Here is a 20,126-nt window from a genome sequence, read left to right as displayed (position 1 = left end):
TATTCTGCGTTTTAAGCTAATAAACCTTATCATAATAAAAGATTTTCCGTCTTTTCAATCTTAGTCTAACCTTACTATTTTGTATTATCTTTTGAATTCACCATTTCTTTTATGATGTCTTCCTGCGTCATTTCATCCGTAATGATTCGCTCACCTTCAACTTCTAAAAAATCTTTTTCAAGATACCATTTCTCCATTTCATCTTCTCCAAAATCTACATTTTTATGTTGATGACGTTTTAAAGTCTCTTCAAATGAAATATCAAAATAATAGACCAGGACATCCGGACTATAGCGATCCACTATTTCGTTCAGCATTTTACCATGTTTACGTTTAGTCAAAATGCCTTCAAGAATAACATACCTGCAATTCTGCATTCCGAAATCCACCAATGTCTCCAGCAAATCGGTAGAAACAGAACCGACCTTATCATTCACTCTCAGCATCTGTCTTCTGACCATATCCTGAGAGATAAGTATTGTGCCTTCACCTAACCGCTCCTGCAGTAACTGAGCCGTAGACGTTTTACCGCTTCCTGAGTTTCCTCTTAAGATAATAAGTTGTGCCATTATCAATCTCCTTGATGACTGTAGTTAAAACTTAAATAATTCATCAACCAGTTTTTTTGTCTCACATTCAGATGATCTTTTATAGCTTTAAAATCTTCAAGGTCTTTAGGCCGAACACAATCAGAGTCCAATTTATATAACATCTGTATTTCAGGTGATATGATTGGTATCTCTTCAACTGATTTAATAAATAAACTATTCAAATTACCTTGGATTTCATTGTTTCTTTTATATAACCACTTGTCTTCATTAACTTCTATCAGCATAATCTGAAACCTGAAGGGAGAATTATCGTCTTCACTTACCCATAAACTATAACTATCATCTAATCTCTGACCATCCCAGATCGAAAGCTCACCATCTTTAGCTGTATAAATAGTGAATCTACATAAATAAGCAAATATCTTTTGAAAATCACAGTTTAATATCATGATATCTATGTCATTATGTTGACGCGTCTGACTTCCAATATATAAATCAATCGCCCATCCACCTGCTATCCCCCAAGGAAAATCAGCTTCTTTAAAAATCTTGTGTAAGTGTTCGACTGAATAAGGCTGCCAGTTGTTATAATCTGTTCTCACAACACCCCTACTTTCTATTCATTTCATCCCATTTCCAGATATCGCTTCGCTTTCGTATAAGCGTTTCAATCACAAAACTGCTCACAGATAAAATCAAGATAATAGGAATGCCTATCATCAAAAATGATTGACTGAACTCCATCATTATAGCCGCTCCCGTAAGTATGGTCGCGACAATCGCCAGTTTATTATAAGTCAGCAAATATATATCTGTCTCTCTGCTAATCAGAAAGTCTCCTTGAAGAGGGAATAGCTTCAGGCTCTCTTTCACCTGTTTTATTAATACAACTAAATGATAAAGAAAAATAACCATTATTATCATCCATTTTAACCAATCAATATCCAAGCTGACTGCTGTCAGTACTAACATGAATATGACAACCAACTTAATATCCTGCTGACTATCCATAACTCTCCTTCGTCAAACGAATAATGACCAGCTTTCACTCTTCCCATTTCAATATATCGCTTCGACCTTTTGAGTGATACTCAATCGCGTAAGCCAGTCCTATTAAAATAATCCCGAAATCGATGACTAGCCACTTCCATGGCATTTCAAGTAAAAGACCACCTATCGGTATAATGTATAAACCTAATAACATGAGTGTATTTCTTAAATGATATAAGTAAATATCTTTTTTACGACTAAATAAGTACTTACCTTGTGTTGAAGATTCCTCCAACTTCTTTTTCATCTCAGACATTATCTTTATTAAATGATAAAGAACGAATACTGAGATTACAGCAAAGAGTATCCAGTTAGCTGTCGATCTATCAAATGTGTCGTATGCAAAAAAGAGAATAATATTCATAATAAACATTCAGAAAAAACTCTTATCTTTCATATCAACCACCTCCCATACATTTATTACCATGGTATAGTTCTTCCATTAAAAAGAAAAGCCATCTCATAGAAGATAGCTTATGCCAAGTGATGCCGTTTATTAAATTGATGACGTGCCAGAAAGTATGCGCCTATTAACAAGACGATGCTAGCTGCTAAAATGAGATATGGCAATTGGTAGAGATAAAAATTCCAGCCCGCCATTCGACTTAAGTTCAGACTCATTTCAACATCGTTTCTCATAATAAAGGCGTGAAAGCCGAGAGTAATTAAAAGTATCACGGTATAAATAATTGAATATATTGTATTAAAGTGGTTATGCCCTTTGTATATCATAAATAGGTATATTGAATGAAGCATTAAACTCACTGCTATTACCATCAATGACATGTTCGTCTTTTCTGGTGTTTGATTCACTAAATTAAATACAACCCAGTAAATATAACTTAACAAATGAGTTATTATAATAAAAAGCAAGTCCCCCAGAATTAAACTTTTTAGACTAGATGGCTGAATATAATACCATTCACTCACTTTATATCTCGTTATATTATGATGTTTAGTAAAGAAGAGGGTCAGTAACAGGAAAAATGTAACCAGTGCAGCTGTTTCGGCAAATGACATCGATATAATCGTATCCTGATTTCTTTCTATCGGTACCTGTTGATTCATGAAACTTAAAGCAGCTAATAATAAAGACATTACTATTAGTAAAAGATAAATGTATTTTTCTTTGATTAACACTAAACCCGTCATCAGTTGCTTATACATGCGCTTTCCCTCCTACTCTCTCTTTTTTCTTGTAATACATAAATTCATCTATTGTGACATTTCGCATGCTTACTTTATCCCCGAATAACTCCTTAAAGACTTGCCCGTGCTCTGTCATACCAGTGAATCCGCCCTCATGTATTTCACAGCCTATAAGCAGCTGATCTAGTTCATCGTCCAGCAGAATGTCCCGCCCTCTGATAAGCTGATATTGACTGACCAGTCGTTCTTTTTCATCCATCGCGGTGACGCTGCCGTTCTCCATAAAGACAATATAATCTGCGATGTTCTCAAGGTCGGATGTGATATGTGTACTAAATAAAATTGTTCTATCTTCATTTAGCATCAGCTCCTGAAAAATATGCAGCAACTCAAGTCTGAAGGTCGGATCAAGGTTAGAAGTCGGTTCATCGAGTATGAGTAATCTGGCGTTATGGCTTAAGGCGGTCGCAAGATTAAGTTTCACTTTCATCCCCTGTGAAAAGTGCTTGATTTTCTGCGTGTATGGAACTTCGAATCGCTCCAGATAACTGACAAATGTCTCATGATTCCACTCGCTGTAGTTCCTCTTAAATATAGCTTCCAACTTTTTCGGGCTCATCCATTCCGGGAAATGGTTCTCGCTGAAGACAATGCCAATATCAGATAGAATCTGTTCGCGTTCACTTATATAGTCTTTCCCCAGAATTTGAATATCCCCTTGTCGCGGTGTCCGTAAATTCAGCAGCTGATAAATCAAACTCGTCTTACCGGCACCGTTCTCACCGATTAATCCTGTAATGTAACCCATCGGAACATCCAGTTCATCGATCACCAGTTCAAAGCGACCTTGTCTGACTCTTAAATCCCGAATTTCAATGGCGTTCATTATGATTCCTCCCAAAGGATATCGACAATATCATTATATTCCGTGCGGTCGATATTCAGTTCTCTTGATAGTTCAATCGTTCGTCTCAGCTGAGTTTCCAGCTGCTTCAACGACTGCTCTCTGATCATCGTCTGGTTTCCTTCTGCTACAAATGTCCCTTTACCTGGCACAGAATTAATATAGCCGAGGTCTTCAAGGTCCTTATATGCCCGCTTCGTTGTGATAACACTGATACCTAAATCCTTAGCAAGCGCACGCATGGATAACAGTGCTTCGCCTTCCCGTAATTCCCGGGACATAATCAATCTGATGATTTCTGACTTCACCTGTTCATAAATCGGCTTATCACTCTTCTGGTTTAATTGGATATTCATAGGAACCTCTTTTGTTATATTGTATATATACAATATATACAAACATAACAGTTATGTCAACTTAAAATGTTTTAAAAAACTATAAAGGCTACATTTATACTAGAACTATTAATCACAAGGAGGCATTCAATATGGCTGATCAATCATTAATCAACGCTTTACATGAATGTATGGAAGCCTGTAATCACTGTTTCGACGCTTGCTTGATGGAAGACAATGTGAAAATGATGAAGAACTGTATCCGCTTAGACCGTGAATGTGCTGATATTTGCGGCTACTTAGAAGGAGCATTATCTCGCAACTCTCCTGTAGCAAAAGAAATTGCTGAAGCTTGCGCGAAGATCTGTGAGGCTTGCGCAAATGAATGTAAACAGCATGACCACGACCACTGTCAGAAATGTGCAGAAGCTTGTGCAAAATGTGCAGAGGCCTGCCGCCAAGTGACGTAAAAAAGGACCGAAATAATCCGGTCCTCTTTATTTATGCCATTCTTTCAGTTGTCTGACGCTCTGCTGCGCTCTGTTATAGACCTCATCCGGATAGTCGTAGATGCGCATCAGTTCAATCGCATTGGATGTCTTCGTGATGCCTTGTTTAAGCTTATAGTCAAAGGTGACATCATTATCTTCAGTTAAGGTTTCAGAAAAATAATAGAAATCAAACTCGTCTTTAAGCATGGATGTCAGTTCGATATCATGCGTCGCTGTAATCAGTGTGACGTTATCATTATCATTGAGATGGCAGAGAATCGCTTCTGCGGACGCTACCCGTTCTTTCGTATTCGTACCACGTAAAATCTCGTCGATAAAAATATAGACAGGACGGTCAATATGCTGAAGGATTCGTTTCAGCGATTTGATCTCGCTGATAAAGTAACTGTCACCTTCCATAATACTGTCTTCCAGATTCATGGACGTATAGAGTTCTCCAGGTGACATGGAAAACCTTTCAGCCGTTGCTGTATGAAGTCCTTTCGCAAGGACGATATTCAATGCCAACGTCTTCATGAAAGTCGACTTCCCTGATGCGTTTGAACCTGTGAGAATGATATTTTTATCAACTGTCAGGTCATTCGCCACAAATTCCTTGAGCAGCGGATGATAGCCTTCTTCTATCCTCAATGTTTCTCCCGCTTGTGGCTCTGTATAATAGGCGAGGGTCTCACGCCAGAGCGCCGTCGCATAGCTCAGGTCATGTAATCCGATAATATGGAAGCAAGCTTCGTATGTATCATGATTACGGTGCATCACACTGACTGCATAATGGTAGAGATGATAGTCAAGATTGAACACCGACTTCAGTGCATTCAGAAGCTGCAAGAAAAAATTCTGGTCATTCTGCTTATCCTTCAACATAAAATAACTGAGGAATTCCACATTTCTCAATCTTCCCTGCTTGATTCTAAAGAACGGACTGACTTTGGATAGGTGATCTGCACTTCTGATTAATTGAACAGCATAAAATAATTCGCTATACTGCGCTTCGTTCTTTGACGTAAACGTAAAATTCTGTATCATGTTGACTCCAATAGAAACGACTAATGCCATTATTCCAGCAGTCACAGAAGCTGAGAACAGGAATAGACTGATAAAGGGTAGTAAACTCATCAGAATATAAATCTTATTATAATGATTCCTTCTAATGTCTTTAAAAATAAACTGCGACGGGTCACTGTTCGCGTTCTTACCGAGGTCAGCGAGCGCCACTGAGATGTCTTCTCTGAACGTACGGTCCGTCCGAATGCGCTCTATCAGTTCTCTGTTCACTTTCGGGAGCGTGCCGACATTTCTTAAAGCCGCATATAAATACTCCTCTCCAACTGTTGTGAAGTTATAGTTAACCTGTCTGAATACCGTCTCCATATTCAAGTCGTTCCAGGTGATGTCGTCAATTCCCTCATCCTTGTTTCGGATATTATTGTAATAACCATCATACCGGATATATTCACCTTTCTGGACTTTGAACACAGCTTTCTTATCCCATAACCCTTTAATACGTGTATTCATCTTTCGTTTATCATAGATCATCATGCCGATACCCAGCACCAGAAAGCCTAACGTTATCCAAATATAATTCAGCAGCATCTCATATCCCCTCATCATTTTTCTTCATTTTCTCATAAAAAGTTCATTATGTAAAAAATATCCATAAAAAAACCTCCTTTTCAGGAGGGGTCAACTATTATTCAGTTACCCGTACATCCTGGTAACCTTTATTTTCTTCTAATACTTTCTTAGCGTACGAACAGACAGGCACAATCTTCTTATTGTTGTCACGCGCATATTTGACCGCCGCTTCAACCAACTTCCGGCCGATGCCCTGCCCTTGTAATTCGTCTGATACTTCTGTATGGTCAATGACAATCTTGTCGTCTCCGTTTGGTACATAAGTCATCATAGCATCGGGTTTTGTTTTTGAATCCCCGATATAAAACATCTTATCACTGTGTTTGACATGATTCATGTTAAGCACTCCTTTTATTCTGATATCTCTATACCCTTTTTCAGTCCATTCAATTGATCAGATGCATCCCTTATCTATCCGATATTCATAAAAGAAACAGGCGAACTGCGGTTAAGGCAGCGAAGCAATAAAAGAGGCCCTGTGTACCGAAGTATCTGCATTATCACCGGAGAGAACGTCAGTCAACAGACGTTCTATCAAGATTGCGGAGAATGCCTGCATGCAGTTCATCCAGGAAGGAAAATGGCTGGACTGATAAATATATTTATTATATAAACTTCCCTTAATTTGATACAATCATAGTGAATCAAATCAATCAAGGGGGGCTTTAAGATGAAATTAGAGAATAAAGTGGCTGTTGTCACTGGTGCTGCTTCCGGTATGGGTAAATCTATCGCTGAACTGTATGCAAAAGAAGGCGCAAAAGTGCTTGTTGCCGACTATAATATTGAAGGTGCAGAACAAGTCGTTCGGACCATCCAGGAAAGTGGCGGAGAGGCCACTGCCTTTAAAGTCGATGTTTCTTCAAAAGAACAAGTGGAACAAATGATTGACCAGGTCATCAGTGAATTCGGCAAGTTGGATATCCTCGTGAACAATGCGGGTATCATGGATAAATTTGAACCTGTAGCAGACGTCACGGATGAATCGTGGGAAAAAATATTCAGTGTCAATACAAACAGCGTTCTCTATGGGATGCGTAAAGCAATCAACTACTGGCTTGAAAAAGATATGCCGGGTATTATCGTCAACACCATCTCGACAGGCGGCTTAAACGGGGCACATGCCGGAGCTGCATACGGTGCTTCCAAACATGCAGTTGTCGGGCTCACAAAGAACAGTGCCTTTATGTACGCACAGAAGAACATACGTATTAACGGTCTCGCACCAGGTGCGATTCAGACGAACATTTCTAATTCACTGACGAATATCAACGAATTCGGTATCAGTCGTGCTGGAATGGCACACGCGTTGACACCACGTATGGGAGAATCGGATGAAGTGGCGGCGGCTGCTCTATTCCTCGCATCAGATGAAGCAAGTTTTGTAAATGGAATCGTCATGCCGGTAGACGGCGGCTGGACAGCAGCGTTTTAAAATAATATGCAAGCCAGGTGAATGCTCTATTCACCTGGCTTTTTCTATCGGAAGTAAGTAATGACTTCTTCTTCAGCTTTACGACTCTGCGGACGTTTCGGATCATGATCACGATAACCAAGTGACAGCATAACAGAAATGCCTTCATCGTCTCGGATGACCCCTGCTTCATGCAAAATATCATCGACTTGACCGTAATGAAAACCTTCAATCGGACATGAATCGATACCAATCATCGCAGCCGCTGTCATCATATTGCCGAGTGCAATATAAGTCTGTTTGCTTGTCCAGTCAAACAGTGCTTTCTCAGAATCTGCAATCTCAAGATGATCGACCTGAAAATCTCTGTAAAGCTTTAATACTGTCTCTGTCTGTTCAGGCGTCATACCACGCCCTTTAATCAAGTCCTCGAATATCGGCGAATCGTAACGTGCATTTCTGCGCGCAGCAATGAGAATAAAATGACTTGCCGTTTCAAGCTGCTTCTTCGCACCCCAACTGATATCATACAGCGCTTCCTTGATCTTATCATTTTCCAGCACGATAAAACGCCACGGCTCAAGTCCGACAGAACTTGGACTCAGACGACCCGCTTCCAGAATATAATCAAGATCAGCCTGCTCAATTTTCTTATCAGCATCATAAGACTTGATTGCACGCCGAAACTCAAATGCCGATAACACCTGTTGTTTGACTTCTTCTTTATTCATCATTTTACCTCCTTACCGGCATCATAGCATAATCGGTAGAGACAGCACAAAAAAACACTTCATTTCTGAAGTGTAATCAAACTAATCTACGCACGTACCCAGCCTACTGCAATCGTACCATAACCTGTATGAACACCTGCGACATGAACAAGAGGATACTTATCTATCGTTTTATCAGGATACTGTTCTTTCAGCCATGCAACCATCAGATCAGCCTCTTCTTCCTCACCCGCAAAAGATACACCGATTTTGGAAGGATTGTCCTGAGCAATTTCTTCAGCGATATGTTCATGGATGAATTTCAGTGCTTTTTTCTTTGAACGGATTTTTTCAATCGGATAAAGTTTGCCGCCTTCAAATTCGATGATTAACTGGATATTGAGAAGACCGGCGATAATACCTTGAGAACGACTGACACGTCCACTATTCTTCAGCTGATTCAGATCTTTCGGATAAAGAATCAGATAAGGATCGTCAGCCAGTTCTCTAATCTTACTGACAATCGCTTCGTAAGACTCACCTGCTTCACTGGCTTTTACGCCTTCTTCTACCATACGGCGCAGTGGATAATCACCGACATTTGAGTTGATAACAGTAGATTCAATATTGAACTCACGACTTGTCATCTCAGAACTCTGATAAGTCCCTGTCAGCTCCTTCGTCGCATGTATGGCAATAATATGAGTGTAGCCTTGATCCACTGCTTTCTGATACGTATCATGGAATGACTGAGGAGATGGCTGAAATGTCTTAGCACCATTACCATAATCCTTCAGTAAATCATAGAATTCTTCTGTCTGGATATCAATATAATCAATATATTGTTTTTCATTAACGATAACACCCATCGGTACTACAAAAACATCTGGATGTTCATCTATGCCAAAGCCGGATGCAGAGTCCGTAATAAATGCAGTTTTAGTCACTTTAAAACCTCCTCGTTTTCCATATCATAGCATAACGACAGGTTCTATTACTATCAATAAATAATAATTTCACATGTAAAATATTGTATAAATAATGACAGATGCTACTCAATATTTATTTATTATTATTATAAAATAGAATAAGCATAATGAAAATATATTGAATATGATATAACCGGTAGAATGGACAATGATGAACAGGAGATTAAGAACAAATATCTTCATCATAAGAATTTTAAACCAGAAATCCCTCTATAATCATCCTGTAAATTATAAATTGTCATTGAGAAATCTTGCCAGCTTTCTTTTACTTCACTTATGGTTGTTATATGCCACGGGTTCCAGAAAGTCTGTCCACTTTTGTTGAATACAATATTATCTTCAATCACATAGCATGCATGCCTAAAATGATCATCTTTAAAGACAATGACACTCCCTGGTATGATATCATCAGCTTCTTGATAACCGTTTCTGCTAAGCATGAGCTTGAAAGTTTTTTCATGCATCCATTCATTTAGTAAAAAATCATTATGTGTCACGCCATACATTGCTGCAGCAAAACAATTCCCGCCATGACTTGAAGGGAACACGCCATTCCATTTTTGAAACAGATAATTAGATGCTTCTAGCGTATCAATTAATTCATCATCTTTAGAGATTAATTTATTCTGATATGCTACAGATAGTGAAAGCCAGTACTTAATGGTGATCAACTTGTCTTGATCAATCATATGGGAATGATTCTTAATTTGCTCATGACAGATAGCAGTTCGGAAAGCTACCGACTGACTCTCATACCAATCTGCAGGCGCCACTATAACAAAGTCATAATCAATCTGCCATACCTTGTAACAGCAGTTAGCATGTAGCGAGCAATAAATGGAATGATTTTTAAACTCATTTTTCGGCACAACATTCGTGTATGTTAACTGCTGGTGATATTCATTATAAAATTCTGCTGATATAAAAAACAAATCTCTATTCTGTAAAAGAGTGCGATTCATCTCTAATCTCCTTATCTTGCATACTGAATATCATTATATCCTGGCTATTAATCAGACACAATTTACTTCTAAATGATGAAATGATACATTAAATATAAACAACTTTAACGTAAAGAGGCGATTTAAATATGTAACTTATTCTTTTCCATCACATTACTCAGTCAAGCTTCTCTCAATACACTTAGATAAGCTTAGTTACACAACTAAATATCAAGCTTTCTTCAGCTGAAGTATCTTTTTGTCTTGATTGAGGTGCGACTGTGACCTGGAGAAGGATATGAAAAAATTATCAAATGAATTTAAGTTTCTATATTTCAGTCAGCTGTTTGCAAATACAGGCGATATTCTCTATATCGTCGGACTTATCGGTTATATTTTCGAACATACACAGTCTGCTCAAGCATCTGTCTATATTCCGATTACTATCACCTTCTCGCTTTTTATCAGCGGCTGGTTTGCACCTTATGTTTATAGTAAATGGTTAAAGAAAGATATATTATCGTTCTGTCAATCAGTTAAAAGTGGACTGATGCTTGTTATTTTCCTGAGTATGATTACTGATCAAAATAGTAATGTGCTCTATTATCTAGCCGCTTTAAACGCTTTCTTAGATGGTTTTACTAATCCGCTGAAAATGACACTGATTCCTCAACTTGAACGTAAAGAATTGATCAGCTATGCCAATGCACAAATGAGTATGATGAATGGTTTAGTTCAGATAGGTTCATGGGCACTGGGCGGTTTTCTTCTAATGCTTGGTAGTGAAACAATCATTATCATTACCGTGATACTCTATTTATTGTCACTGTTATTTATCAATCAGCTGAAGCTGATTCAAGATGTACGAGATACATCTCAGCTTTCAGTGAGTCATAGTTTTAAAGAAATGTTACGCACGAACCTTACATTAGCTGAAAGTCATTTTTTAACTATCCATACACTGTTTGAATCAATCGGGCATTCTGTATGGATTGCAGCGATTCTACTTGTCTATGTCTCAGAGAGATTAGATGCTAGTGATAAATGGTTCGGTATCATCAATGCTACGTTCTTTATCGGTGTTTTACTGGGAGGTATCATTTTAGCCAGAAAAAATAATCAGCTGATGAACCATGCTTATCTGTACATTATCTTCATTCCACTTGCTTTAAGTGTCATCAATGTATCATTCGGCTATACTCAAGTGATTCTTTTTGCACTATTACTCTCATTAATATTCGGTATTTTAGATGAAATCAGAAGCACACTTCTACACACTAAAATACAACTGAGCCTGGATGATGAAAAACTCACAGCTCTTTACACGCTTAATGGTATGATTCATTCATTCTGTTTCTCTGTCAGTTCCTTTATTTCCGCAGCAGTAGCAGATCACTTTTCAGTTACAATTGCTTTTTACTGGGCTGCAATCGCTTATGTAGGCTGTTTCATAATAAGTATGAAGTATCGAAAATTGTTTAATTAAAAACAGCTCGTTCTCTTTCTAGAGAACAAGCTGTTTTAGGTTATTAAAGAGCTAGTGATTATAAATTTTATGAAGACTTGTGAAATTATCAACGTTTTCTCTGTTGATACTGTCACTTACAATCATTCGATTCTATATAATGGCACAATAGAGTCATATACATTTAATTCTATTCTGCTTCAACAAATTGCTCTTTACGATTCTTTCTATCGGGTAATTTGAGCTCCCATCCTCAAGAATCCCTCTCTTCTTTCAATCTATCTTCTGTTTTCTTAAATACCAAATAAAGTAAGTACATTAACACAGCTGTTTGCACGGTGATGCTTATAAGAAACTGATTTTCTGAGCGATTGATTAAGAAAATATCTATTCCGATTAATATAATTGATATCAGAAATGATCGATAAAATAAATTTTTCATTATTTTCATCGAGTAAATCTGTGCGATATCCCAGTTCTTCTGTGAAGCCATTGACTGTCTGCTTCTATAACCCATCCAATGATTGATTTCTTTTTCCGGGCTATGTTCCATCATTCTGGCAATAAGAAACAGCATAAGACTTGATAGACATAGAATCATCGTTATCCTCCTTAACTGAATCTGTCGTTCCACTCACTTCGCAGTATCCCCATCTTGATAGCATCATAGTACTATCCATCTACATGCCTGGACTGACGGATTCTCGCTTCTTCCTGCATGCCGATATGTTTTGCGACTTTCATCATGCGGTAGTTTCCTGATCAGGTTGACATCCCTAACCGATGTAGCGCGGTATGGTCAAAGAGATAATCTATCCAGAGTTTATAAGCTTCTGTCCCGTAACCGCCGTTCCATTAGGTTGGGTCATAGATGACGATACCTGTTTCCAGCCAGTCGGTATTTTTGTCAATCCAGTAGCAGCCGACTGTCCCGATGAATGTTCCGTCAACTGTGATCATCAGCTGCTGGTAGACATCATAAAAGAGAAACTGGTTGTCCTGCTGCTGTTTAAATTCATCCCATGTCAGATGAATTTTAGGGATATAAGGTCCGTTCCATTTATCCGCTTCTTGCTTGTCCTCTTCATATTTCCAGTAATACAGTGCTTTTAACAGCTTGTCATTCGCTGCTCTTAGCTCTATTTTATCACCATTAATCACCATAATATTCCCTCTTAACCATTTTATTGACATTTTACCATTAAAGATGTCATAAAAAAATTCTCCTCTATATGAGGAGAATGATTTTTATTCAATGACTATATTCTGAGGTTCATATATTTCAATCGAATTAATCTGGTGATTTTCTCTGTCCAGCACACGGAACATATAACCTTCATGGAAGATCTCATCTACTTTGCCGGCATGTGTCGCCATCCAGCCGCCCATCGTATCGATGGAGTTACGTTCAATGGTGATATTCAGTAATCTCTCAATATCATTGATTGCCGCACTTGAATGAACTTTATAGTGATTGTCTGCTATTTGAACGATTCGTTCTGGTTCTTCTTCATCATGTTCATCACGGATTTCGCCGACCAGTTCCTCTATGATATCTTCAATCGTCACAATCCCGCTCGTCCCGCCGTACTCATCCATCAGTACAGCCAGATGAATACTTTTCTGACGCATCTTCTGCAGCAGACTGTTCAGCGAGACAGACTCGATATCACGGATTACTGGATTAATATAATCGCTCAGTCTGCATTTCATGACACTTTCCTTGTCCATCATCGTGAACTTGATGAAGTCCTTCATATGAATAAAGCCGACAATCTGGTCTTTATCCCCTTCATAGACAGGATAACGGGAATAGCGTTCTTCAGCTACTGTTCTGAGCACTTCTGCCATGCTCGTTGCAGCATCAAAAGCGATTATTTCATTACGTGGTGTCATAATTTCCCGGGCAACTTTGTCATCAAATTCAAAGACGTTGTTGATGACATTCAGTTCTTCGATATCAATTTCACCTGACTGGTAGCTGTCAGATAACAAGAGACGCAGTTCTTCTTCACTGTGCGTCATCTCATGCTCGCTGACCGGCTTGATACCGATAAGTCTGATAAGCAGACGCGCTGAACCATTCAATATCCAGATGAACGGATACAGAATGCGGTAGAAGAACATAATCGGTTTACTGAACATCAACGTGACCGCCTCTGCCTTCTGAATCGCTATCGTTTTAGGCGCAAGTTCACCGACCACGACGTGCAGGAATGTCGCAATAACAAATGCGCCGGCTATTGTAAAAGCATGTATCCAGCCGTGAGGAATACCGAGTGCTGTGAAGAAAGGATTCAGTATAAATTCGAAGGTCTTCTCACCTACCATACCGATACCTAATGCCGTGATAGTTATACCTAGCTGACAAGCGCTTAAATATTCATCAAGCTGGTTGACCACTTTCTGTGCGGTCTGTGAACCCGGCTTTCCTTCAGCGACAAGCTGACTCAGACGCGAATGTCTGACTTTGACGATAGCGAACTCTGTCGCCACGAAAAAGGCCGTCAGTATGATGAGTATTGTAAATATCATTAAGTTTATAAACGTTTCCAAATAAATCCTCCGTTAATGTAATAGTAACAGCAGTGCTTTTACAACTGCCAGGTCTTTCATTGCGAGCTGCTTAATCTGTTCCAGATTATCAGATTCTATGATGTGTTTGATATCCTGTTCAAGCGTTTTGATCTGCGACTGCATATCGCTACCTTCAGGTATAATAATCTGACGGATTTCATTGAGATGCTTACCTTGCGCTTTCAGTTCTTCAATCTGATGAACACGCTCAATCATCGCAACATCGTAAATTCTATAATTCGATGCGGTACGTTCGAATTCGAGTATTTGCATGTTTGTATAATAATCAATCGTCCGATTCGTTACGCCTGTAAGACGCGCAAGTTCACCGATTTTCAGTAAGTCCTTCCCAATCTCATCCCTCCAAACCATTACGTGATGGTTTAACTATACCATGTGATATCAGCGTATACAAAAAAAACAGTCTGCCTGTCAGGAGACTGTTATAACTGCATATCAATATGCGGGATATTATGATGCTCATAGACTTCTGACTGAGCCACAAATCCAAATGATTCATAAAATTCTTTCAGATAAGCCTGAGCAATAATCTTAATGGTTTTACCAGGATAGCGTTTCTTAATCTCTTCAATCGTCAGAGTCACAATCTTACGTCCCAGCTTCTGCTTACGATACTGTTTGACAACGAGCACACGCCCGAACCTGACACAGTCCTCCTCTTCAATAATACGCGTGTAAGCTTTGATATGATTCTCTTCTTCCAGATAAAGATGCAGACAAGTACGATCGTGCTGATCGATGTCGCCATAATGCCCCCCTTGTTCTACGATGAAAGTATTCACTCGTGCTTCAATGATTGAGAGGACCTCTTCCGGCGTGAGTTCCTGCAGTGTCTTGATCTTCAGTTCCATAACATCCCTCCTCAATTAACCATCATAAAATTTTCAGTAAATAACTACTTGTCTCATACCCAGTTTCTCTAGTGTGCAATCTTTCGTTATAATCATACTAAATACCTATTTATCAAGAGGTGAAAAATAATGATAACAACTTTATTAACTTTAGAAAAATCTTTATTTAAATATGAAAATTGCAGAGATTTTCATTTCTTAAATCATATACTCCACTCTGATTTTATGGAGTATGGTACAAGTGGTCAAATCTATAATAGAGAAGAAACAATCGCATTACTGCAAACTGTCCAGACTGACCGACCTATTATCATCCATTCTTCTAAAATCTTAAAGTTAACCAACACACATTGGCTACTACATTATGTAAGTGAAAATCAGGAAAGCGGAATCATCAGTAATCGCTCGTCCATCTGGGTTAAAACACAAAGTCATTACCAGATGTTTTTTCATCAAGGAACACAAACTGACGAAGTGAAAGATTTGCAGGAGATGATAAAATGAGAGCATCGACAAGAAAGTACATAGCCGCTGATGCCGATAAATTAAGTAAACTATTCGCAGAACTTGGCTATCCTTGTTCTACTGAAAAAATCACAACTCGCCTGGAACAATTAATCGTACATCCTGATTATTATCTACTTGTTCTAGAAAACGACCATCAAATCATTGGTTTCTGCGGCATGTGTAAAATGATGTTTTTTGAACATGAGGGTTATTACATGAGAATTCTGGCATTTGTCATAGATTCAGATTATAGAAAGCACGGGTACGGAAGTAAACTATTAAGAGATGCAGAAAATTTCGCTCTCATGCAAGGCTGCAACATAATAACCCTTAACAGCGGCAATCGAGAAGAAAGAAATATTGCTCATCAGTTTTACCAATCGAATGGGTATAACATAAAATCGTCTGGTTTCATTAAAGAAATATAATTTACTAATAAAGTTTTATACGCAGAAACACTCATCGTTTTATGTTAAAATATTTTTAATCGATAAAAGGATGATGTATATGGCCAATGATGTCTTAAAAGTTTTAATAGACGAAAAAGCAGCAAAAATTGTAGAACTGACTAAAACTAAGGCTAAAACGACTAAAGAATTAGCTAAAGAACTTAACGTGAAGACTTCTAACTTGTATTATCCAATTAAAAAGTTACTGGAAGTTAATGCACTCAAAATTGTTGAAGAAAAACAGATCAAAAATATGACCGAATATTATTATTCAAGTGCTCATCTGGAAAAAGAAGCAATCAATTTTGAGTTTCCCTTTATAACTGAAAACTTCGAACAGTTAGTTGCTTTAAATATGATTAAAATACAGAATGTATTTGATAATATGGCGCAAGATATAGAACGTAATATGGGGAAAACACCAGAAGAAATTAAAAATATGGAAGAACCTAATACTTCTACTTTCTCAACAATGGAAATTAATCTAACTTATCAAAAATGGACAGAAATGATGCAGGAAATGAGAAACGTTGTCCAAAAATATAAAGATGAGTTTGAAGATGAATCAATGCCTCAATACAATATTCAATTATCAGCCTATAAAGACAATGCTCAAGAAGACTAGGAAATCTCTAGTCTTCTTTTTATTGACTTAATTTTATTTATCGTTAAAATATATTTTAACGATAAATATTTAGGAGTTGAGAATATGAGAAGTAAAGATTATCTATTAACTGGTAGATTGATTTCATGTTTTGGTGATTCATTATATTCAATCGCTATCATGTGGTATGTTTTTGAAAAGACCAAAGACCCTCTTATCACCGGAATAGCCTCTTCTGTTTTAATGCTACCCATGGTCTTATCTGTATTTGCTGGACCTCTCATCGACCATTTCAATAGAAAAAAGTTAATGCTGGGAACACAAATCATTCAAATGCTGTTGATGGCAACTATTACCGTTCTCTTCTTATTAAACTTAATGCCTTTGCCTTTATTGATATTCAGCTTCTTCGTTATCGGTATGCTTGAAATATTCGAAGGTAATGCTGAACATGCACTCGCACCTATGATTATGTCTGAAGATGAATTAATCAAGTTCAATAGTGTTGTAGTGACCGGCAATTTAATCATCAGTTCAGTCGCTAAAGCAATATGTGTCTTCATCATCTTGTCTTTAGGAATAGAAAGTATTTATATTATTAATTTCATAACCTTTGTCTTTGCCTGTCTGATGTTTGTCAAAGTAAAATACAAGCATTCAGAACAAGGCTCCTTCAGTAAACAGCAGTATAAACATTCAATTTTAGAAGGTATAACTTATTTTAAGCAATACGGACTGATATGGTTAGCCATTCCTGCTATGATCGCTAACTTTACAGGCGCAATGAGCCAGGCTATACTTCCCGCCTTCACTTTTGAAAAGGGAGGAGAGTTAGCTTATGGCTATTTCTTAACTGCGTCTGTAATATTTGGTGCATTCGGTTCTTTAATCACTCCAAAGCTTAAAAATATCGATATCAATCTACAGATAACAGTTGCACCTATATTTTCAGGTTTATTTATTTTCTCATCTGTATTATTCGAGAACTATTTTGATTCAATGCTATTTTATGGGCTTTCTGCACTCCCACTTGTCATTATGAACATTGGTACTTCAACATACATTCAGACCCATGTCGACAATAAAGTCTTATCTAGAGTGGGCACTATCCTTAGTGCCATCTGTACTGCTGTTATGCCAATAGGCGCCCTATTAGGTGGATGGCTCGGTAGGATATTTAATCCAGACATTTCTATATATATTACTTCACTAGGCTTTTTCTTCTTAGGCATACTTTTTCTGTCACGTAGAATGAGAGGGAAACCAGTCATAGCTATACAAAAAACACCTCACATTTCGTGAGGTGTTCTTTATTATGCATTAACAACTAATTCGTCGTCTCTTAAATCAATATTCACTTCTTTGACTTCCGGATTATCCAGATAATAGTCTGTGATCATATCTCTGATGTGCTGTTCAACGACGCGGCGTAGTGGTCTTGCGCCGAGTTTTTCGTCGTATCCTTGGTCGATGAGCCAGTTTTTCGCTTCGTCTGTGATGTTCATCGTGATTTCTTTTTTATCGAGTGTATGCTGCACGTCCGTAAGCATCAATTCAACAATCTGTTTCAAGTCTTCTTTATTCAAGTGCTTGAATTCAACAATCGCATTGAAGCGGTTGAGGAATTCCGGACGGAAGAAGTGCTTCAGGTCGTCGAAGATACTTTCTCTGTCTGCTTCCTGTCCATCACCGAATCCAGCGTTGGAGGTCGCAATGATGATGGTGTTCTTGAAGTTGACGACATTACCTTGACCATCAGTCAGTTTACCGTCATCTAACACTTGCAGCAGCAGTGTCAGAATCTGCGGATTTGCTTTCTCGATTTCATCCAACAGAATGACTGAGTATGGATTTCGTCTGACTTTTTCAGTTAATGTATTAGAGTTGTCATCATAGCCGACATAACCTGCTGTTGTCCCAATCATCTTAGAGACAGCTGTCTGGTCCATATATTCACTCATATCCAGTCTGATGAGTGAATCTTTGTGACCGAATAGGTCAACTGCAAGCTGTTTCGCCAGTTCTGTCTTACCGACGCCGGTCGGTCCGACGAATAAGAAGCTGCCGATCGGGCGATTACCTTCATCAAAGCCGGCGCGGTTCCGTCTGATAGCGCGAGCTACTGCTTTCACTGCATCATCCTGACCGATGATTTTCTCCTCCAAACGTGACTGAATGTTTTTCAGACGTTCAAGGTCATCACTATCCATCCTAGAGACCGGAATTCCTGTCAGACGTTCAATAGTTGCAGCGACTTCATCGACTGTCACTGAATTCTTGTTATTATCATGCGCAGCATCGATTTTATCGTTCAGATCTTTAATCTGTGATTGAATGCTGCTTGCTTTTTCGTAATCTTCTTTTTGTACTGCTTCTTCTTTTTGCTTGGTTAATTCTTCGATTTCTTTCTCAGCTTCCACTTTATCTACTGCGGTATAAGCTGCAGAGACGTGAGCAGCTGTGATATCCATTAAATCAATCGCTTTATCCGGTAATGTACGCTGCGGGATATATTGCACCGATAAATCAATCGCTGCTTTTAATGCTTCGTCCGGAATGTCAACATTGTGGTGTTTCTCGTAGTTTCCTTTAATTCCTTTTAAGATTTCAAGCGCATCTTCTCTAGAAGGCTCGTTGACCACCACTTCATTGAACCGACGTGATAACGCCGCGTCTTTTAGGATGGTGTTGCGGTATTCATCCTGAGTTGTCGCACCAATGACTGAAATTTCACCGCGGCTGAGTGCCGGTTTGATGATATCTGACAGACCTTTACTGCCTGAGTCACCGCCAGTTGAACCTGCACCGATCATCTGATGAATCTCATCCAGGAATAAGACGATGTTACCATGTGATTTCACTTCATCCAGTAATTTCTGGACGTTTTCCTCGAATGCACCGCGGTACTGTGTTCCTGCTTCAAGTGCTGAGATATCAAGCGAGAAGATTTCCTTATCCTTTATAGAAGCAGGCACATTTCCTTTTACAATCTCCTGTGCCAGCCCTTCGACGATAGCTGTCTTACCGACCCCTGCTTCACCGACCAGAATTGGATTGTTCTTGATACGGCGGCTTAATACTTCGGCTGTATCCTGGATTTCTTTATCACGGCCAATAACTGGATCAAGCTTGCCTTGTCTTGCTTCTGCTGTTAAATTGCGACCGAGTCTGCCTAAAATACCATCTGCTGACAGCTGTTGTGCTGATTGCTGTTTCCCATCTTCTGTGAACGGGTAGCCTTGCTGCTGAAGAGCTGCAAGTTGCTCAGGAGTCACTTCCTGACCATTAATATAATAACGTTTCTTCGTATATGGATTAGATTTTATATGGTTCATATCGTTGAACATACTGTTAAATAATGCATCAAAATCGTTGTTGAAAAATGAGTTATTCATAACTTATTCCTCCTAATATTCAGTTGTAATTGTTTCTTCAAAGGTTCCTATTACCTTTGATATACTT

General features: G+C 38.5%; 24 protein-coding genes and 1 pseudogene. 7 read left to right on the top strand and 18 right to left on the bottom strand.

What is annotated here, in order from left to right; genetic code table 11:
• Positions 1-74: 74 nt before the first annotated feature.
• From MGG13_RS01980 to MGG13_RS01950, 7 genes are all read right to left on the bottom strand, one after another.
• On the bottom strand, positions 75-569 hold the full coding sequence (locus MGG13_RS01980) for a kinase (RefSeq protein WP_239035193.1): 495 nt from the start codon (positions 567-569) through the stop codon (positions 75-77).
• Positions 570-571: 2 nt separating this feature from the next.
• Positions 572-1,153, bottom strand: a complete 582-nt coding sequence (locus MGG13_RS01975; RefSeq protein ID WP_239035192.1) for a nucleotidyltransferase domain-containing protein — start codon at positions 1,151-1,153, stop codon at positions 572-574.
• Positions 1,154-1,160: 7 nt separating this feature from the next.
• A complete protein-coding gene (locus MGG13_RS01970) occupies positions 1,161-1,562 on the bottom strand; it encodes a hypothetical protein (RefSeq protein ID WP_239035191.1) in 402 nt (133 codons plus the stop codon).
• 34 nt (positions 1,563-1,596) lie between these two features.
• A complete protein-coding gene (locus MGG13_RS01965) occupies positions 1,597-1,974 on the bottom strand; it encodes a hypothetical protein (RefSeq protein WP_239035190.1) in 378 nt (125 codons plus the stop codon).
• A 101-nt stretch (positions 1,975-2,075) separates the two neighbouring features.
• A complete protein-coding gene (locus MGG13_RS01960; protein WP_239035189.1) occupies positions 2,076-2,768 on the bottom strand; it encodes a hypothetical protein in 693 nt (230 codons plus the stop codon).
• Positions 2,761-3,636 carry an ABC transporter ATP-binding protein gene (locus MGG13_RS01955; RefSeq protein WP_239035188.1) on the bottom strand — a complete coding sequence of 292 codons (876 nt, stop codon included), beginning with the start codon at positions 3,634-3,636 and terminating at the stop codon, positions 2,761-2,763. The genes MGG13_RS01960 and MGG13_RS01955 overlap by 8 nt, the downstream gene beginning before the upstream one ends.
• Positions 3,636-4,010, bottom strand: a complete 375-nt coding sequence (locus MGG13_RS01950; RefSeq protein WP_239035187.1) for a GntR family transcriptional regulator — start codon at positions 4,008-4,010, stop codon at positions 3,636-3,638. Before MGG13_RS01950 ends, MGG13_RS01955 begins: the two co-directional genes overlap by 1 nt.
• A gap of 131 nt (positions 4,011-4,141) precedes the next feature.
• Here MGG13_RS01950 and MGG13_RS01945 point away from each other — a divergent pair, with 131 nt between their 5' ends.
• Positions 4,142-4,459: a four-helix bundle copper-binding protein gene (locus MGG13_RS01945; RefSeq protein WP_239035186.1), complete on the top strand. Its 318-nt coding sequence runs from the start codon at positions 4,142-4,144 to the stop codon at positions 4,457-4,459.
• A 27-nt stretch (positions 4,460-4,486) separates the two neighbouring features.
• On the opposite strand, the gene MGG13_RS01940 is transcribed toward MGG13_RS01945, so the two are convergent.
• Both MGG13_RS01940 and MGG13_RS01935 read right to left on the bottom strand, forming a co-directional pair.
• Positions 4,487-6,094, bottom strand: a complete 1,608-nt coding sequence (locus MGG13_RS01940) for a MutS-related protein (RefSeq protein WP_239035185.1) — start codon at positions 6,092-6,094, stop codon at positions 4,487-4,489.
• A 97-nt stretch (positions 6,095-6,191) separates the two neighbouring features.
• A complete protein-coding gene (locus MGG13_RS01935; protein WP_239035184.1) occupies positions 6,192-6,473 on the bottom strand; it encodes a GNAT family N-acetyltransferase in 282 nt (93 codons plus the stop codon).
• 333 nt (positions 6,474-6,806) lie between these two features.
• On the opposite strand from MGG13_RS01935, the gene MGG13_RS01930 reads away from it, so the two are divergent.
• Positions 6,807-7,571, top strand: coding sequence for a glucose 1-dehydrogenase (locus tag MGG13_RS01930; RefSeq protein WP_239035183.1), 765 nt, complete (start codon positions 6,807-6,809; stop codon positions 7,569-7,571).
• A gap of 44 nt (positions 7,572-7,615) precedes the next feature.
• Here the strand turns inward: MGG13_RS01930 and MGG13_RS01925 are convergent, their stop codons facing one another.
• The 3 genes from MGG13_RS01925 to MGG13_RS01915 form a co-directional block, all read right to left on the bottom strand.
• Positions 7,616-8,284, bottom strand: a complete 669-nt coding sequence (locus tag MGG13_RS01925) for an NAD(P)H-dependent oxidoreductase (protein ID WP_239035182.1) — start codon at positions 8,282-8,284, stop codon at positions 7,616-7,618.
• Positions 8,285-8,367: 83 nt separating this feature from the next.
• Positions 8,368-9,207 (bottom strand): DegV family protein, encoded by an 840-nt coding sequence (locus MGG13_RS01920; RefSeq protein WP_239035181.1) that lies wholly within the window; start codon positions 9,205-9,207, stop codon positions 8,368-8,370.
• Between the two features lie 224 nt (positions 9,208-9,431).
• Positions 9,432-10,211 (bottom strand): hypothetical protein, encoded by a 780-nt coding sequence (locus MGG13_RS01915; protein ID WP_239035180.1) that lies wholly within the window; start codon positions 10,209-10,211, stop codon positions 9,432-9,434.
• Positions 10,212-10,488: 277 nt separating this feature from the next.
• On the opposite strand from MGG13_RS01915, the gene MGG13_RS01910 reads away from it, so the two are divergent.
• Entirely contained in the window at positions 10,489-11,676 is a 1,188-nt protein-coding gene (locus tag MGG13_RS01910) for an MFS transporter (RefSeq protein ID WP_239035179.1), read from the top strand.
• A gap of 232 nt (positions 11,677-11,908) precedes the next feature.
• On the opposite strand, the gene MGG13_RS01905 is transcribed toward MGG13_RS01910, so the two are convergent.
• The 5 genes and pseudogenes from MGG13_RS01905 to MGG13_RS01885 all read right to left on the bottom strand — a co-directional run bounded on the left by MGG13_RS01905 (position 11,909) and on the right by MGG13_RS01885 (position 15,104).
• Positions 11,909-12,256: an SdpI family protein gene (locus MGG13_RS01905; RefSeq protein WP_239035178.1), complete on the bottom strand. Its 348-nt coding sequence runs from the start codon at positions 12,254-12,256 to the stop codon at positions 11,909-11,911.
• Positions 12,257-12,327: 71 nt separating this feature from the next.
• A pseudogene (locus MGG13_RS11380) lies at positions 12,328-12,822 on the bottom strand (GNAT family N-acetyltransferase).
• 81 nt (positions 12,823-12,903) lie between these two features.
• On the bottom strand, positions 12,904-14,190 hold the full coding sequence (locus MGG13_RS01895) for a hemolysin family protein (RefSeq protein ID WP_420827913.1): 1,287 nt from the start codon (positions 14,188-14,190) through the stop codon (positions 12,904-12,906).
• 33 nt (positions 14,191-14,223) lie between these two features.
• Positions 14,224-14,604 (bottom strand): MerR family transcriptional regulator, encoded by a 381-nt coding sequence (locus MGG13_RS01890; RefSeq protein ID WP_239035176.1) that lies wholly within the window; start codon positions 14,602-14,604, stop codon positions 14,224-14,226.
• Positions 14,605-14,675: 71 nt separating this feature from the next.
• Complete coding sequence (locus MGG13_RS01885; protein WP_239035175.1) at positions 14,676-15,104, bottom strand: GNAT family N-acetyltransferase; 429 nt, start codon at positions 15,102-15,104, stop codon at positions 14,676-14,678.
• 225 nt (positions 15,105-15,329) lie between these two features.
• Between MGG13_RS01885 and MGG13_RS01880 the strand changes: the two genes are divergently transcribed.
• The 4 genes from MGG13_RS01880 to MGG13_RS01865 all read left to right on the top strand — a co-directional run bounded on the left by MGG13_RS01880 (position 15,330) and on the right by MGG13_RS01865 (position 17,966).
• On the top strand, positions 15,330-15,608 hold the full coding sequence (locus MGG13_RS01880; RefSeq protein ID WP_239035174.1) for a hypothetical protein: 279 nt from the start codon (positions 15,330-15,332) through the stop codon (positions 15,606-15,608).
• Positions 15,605-16,039, top strand: coding sequence for a GNAT family N-acetyltransferase (locus MGG13_RS01875; RefSeq protein WP_239035173.1), 435 nt, complete (start codon positions 15,605-15,607; stop codon positions 16,037-16,039). The genes MGG13_RS01880 and MGG13_RS01875 overlap by 4 nt, the downstream gene beginning before the upstream one ends.
• Positions 16,040-16,118: 79 nt before the next feature.
• Positions 16,119-16,685, top strand: coding sequence for a winged helix-turn-helix domain-containing protein (locus tag MGG13_RS01870; RefSeq protein WP_239035172.1), 567 nt, complete (start codon positions 16,119-16,121; stop codon positions 16,683-16,685).
• Positions 16,686-16,769: 84 nt separating this feature from the next.
• Positions 16,770-17,966 carry an MFS transporter gene (locus MGG13_RS01865; RefSeq protein WP_239035171.1) on the top strand — a complete coding sequence of 399 codons (1,197 nt, stop codon included), beginning with the start codon at positions 16,770-16,772 and terminating at the stop codon, positions 17,964-17,966.
• An 11-nt stretch (positions 17,967-17,977) separates the two neighbouring features.
• On the opposite strand, the gene MGG13_RS01860 is transcribed toward MGG13_RS01865, so the two are convergent.
• Complete coding sequence (locus tag MGG13_RS01860; protein ID WP_239035170.1) at positions 17,978-20,059, bottom strand: ATP-dependent Clp protease ATP-binding subunit; 2,082 nt, start codon at positions 20,057-20,059, stop codon at positions 17,978-17,980.
• Positions 20,060-20,126: the final 67 nt, after the last annotated feature.

Source organism: Macrococcus brunensis, assembly GCF_022343725.1.
Lineage (GTDB): Bacteria > Bacillota > Bacilli > Staphylococcales > Staphylococcaceae > Macrococcus > Macrococcus brunensis.
This window is presented reverse-complemented; position numbering and strand designations above follow the sequence as displayed.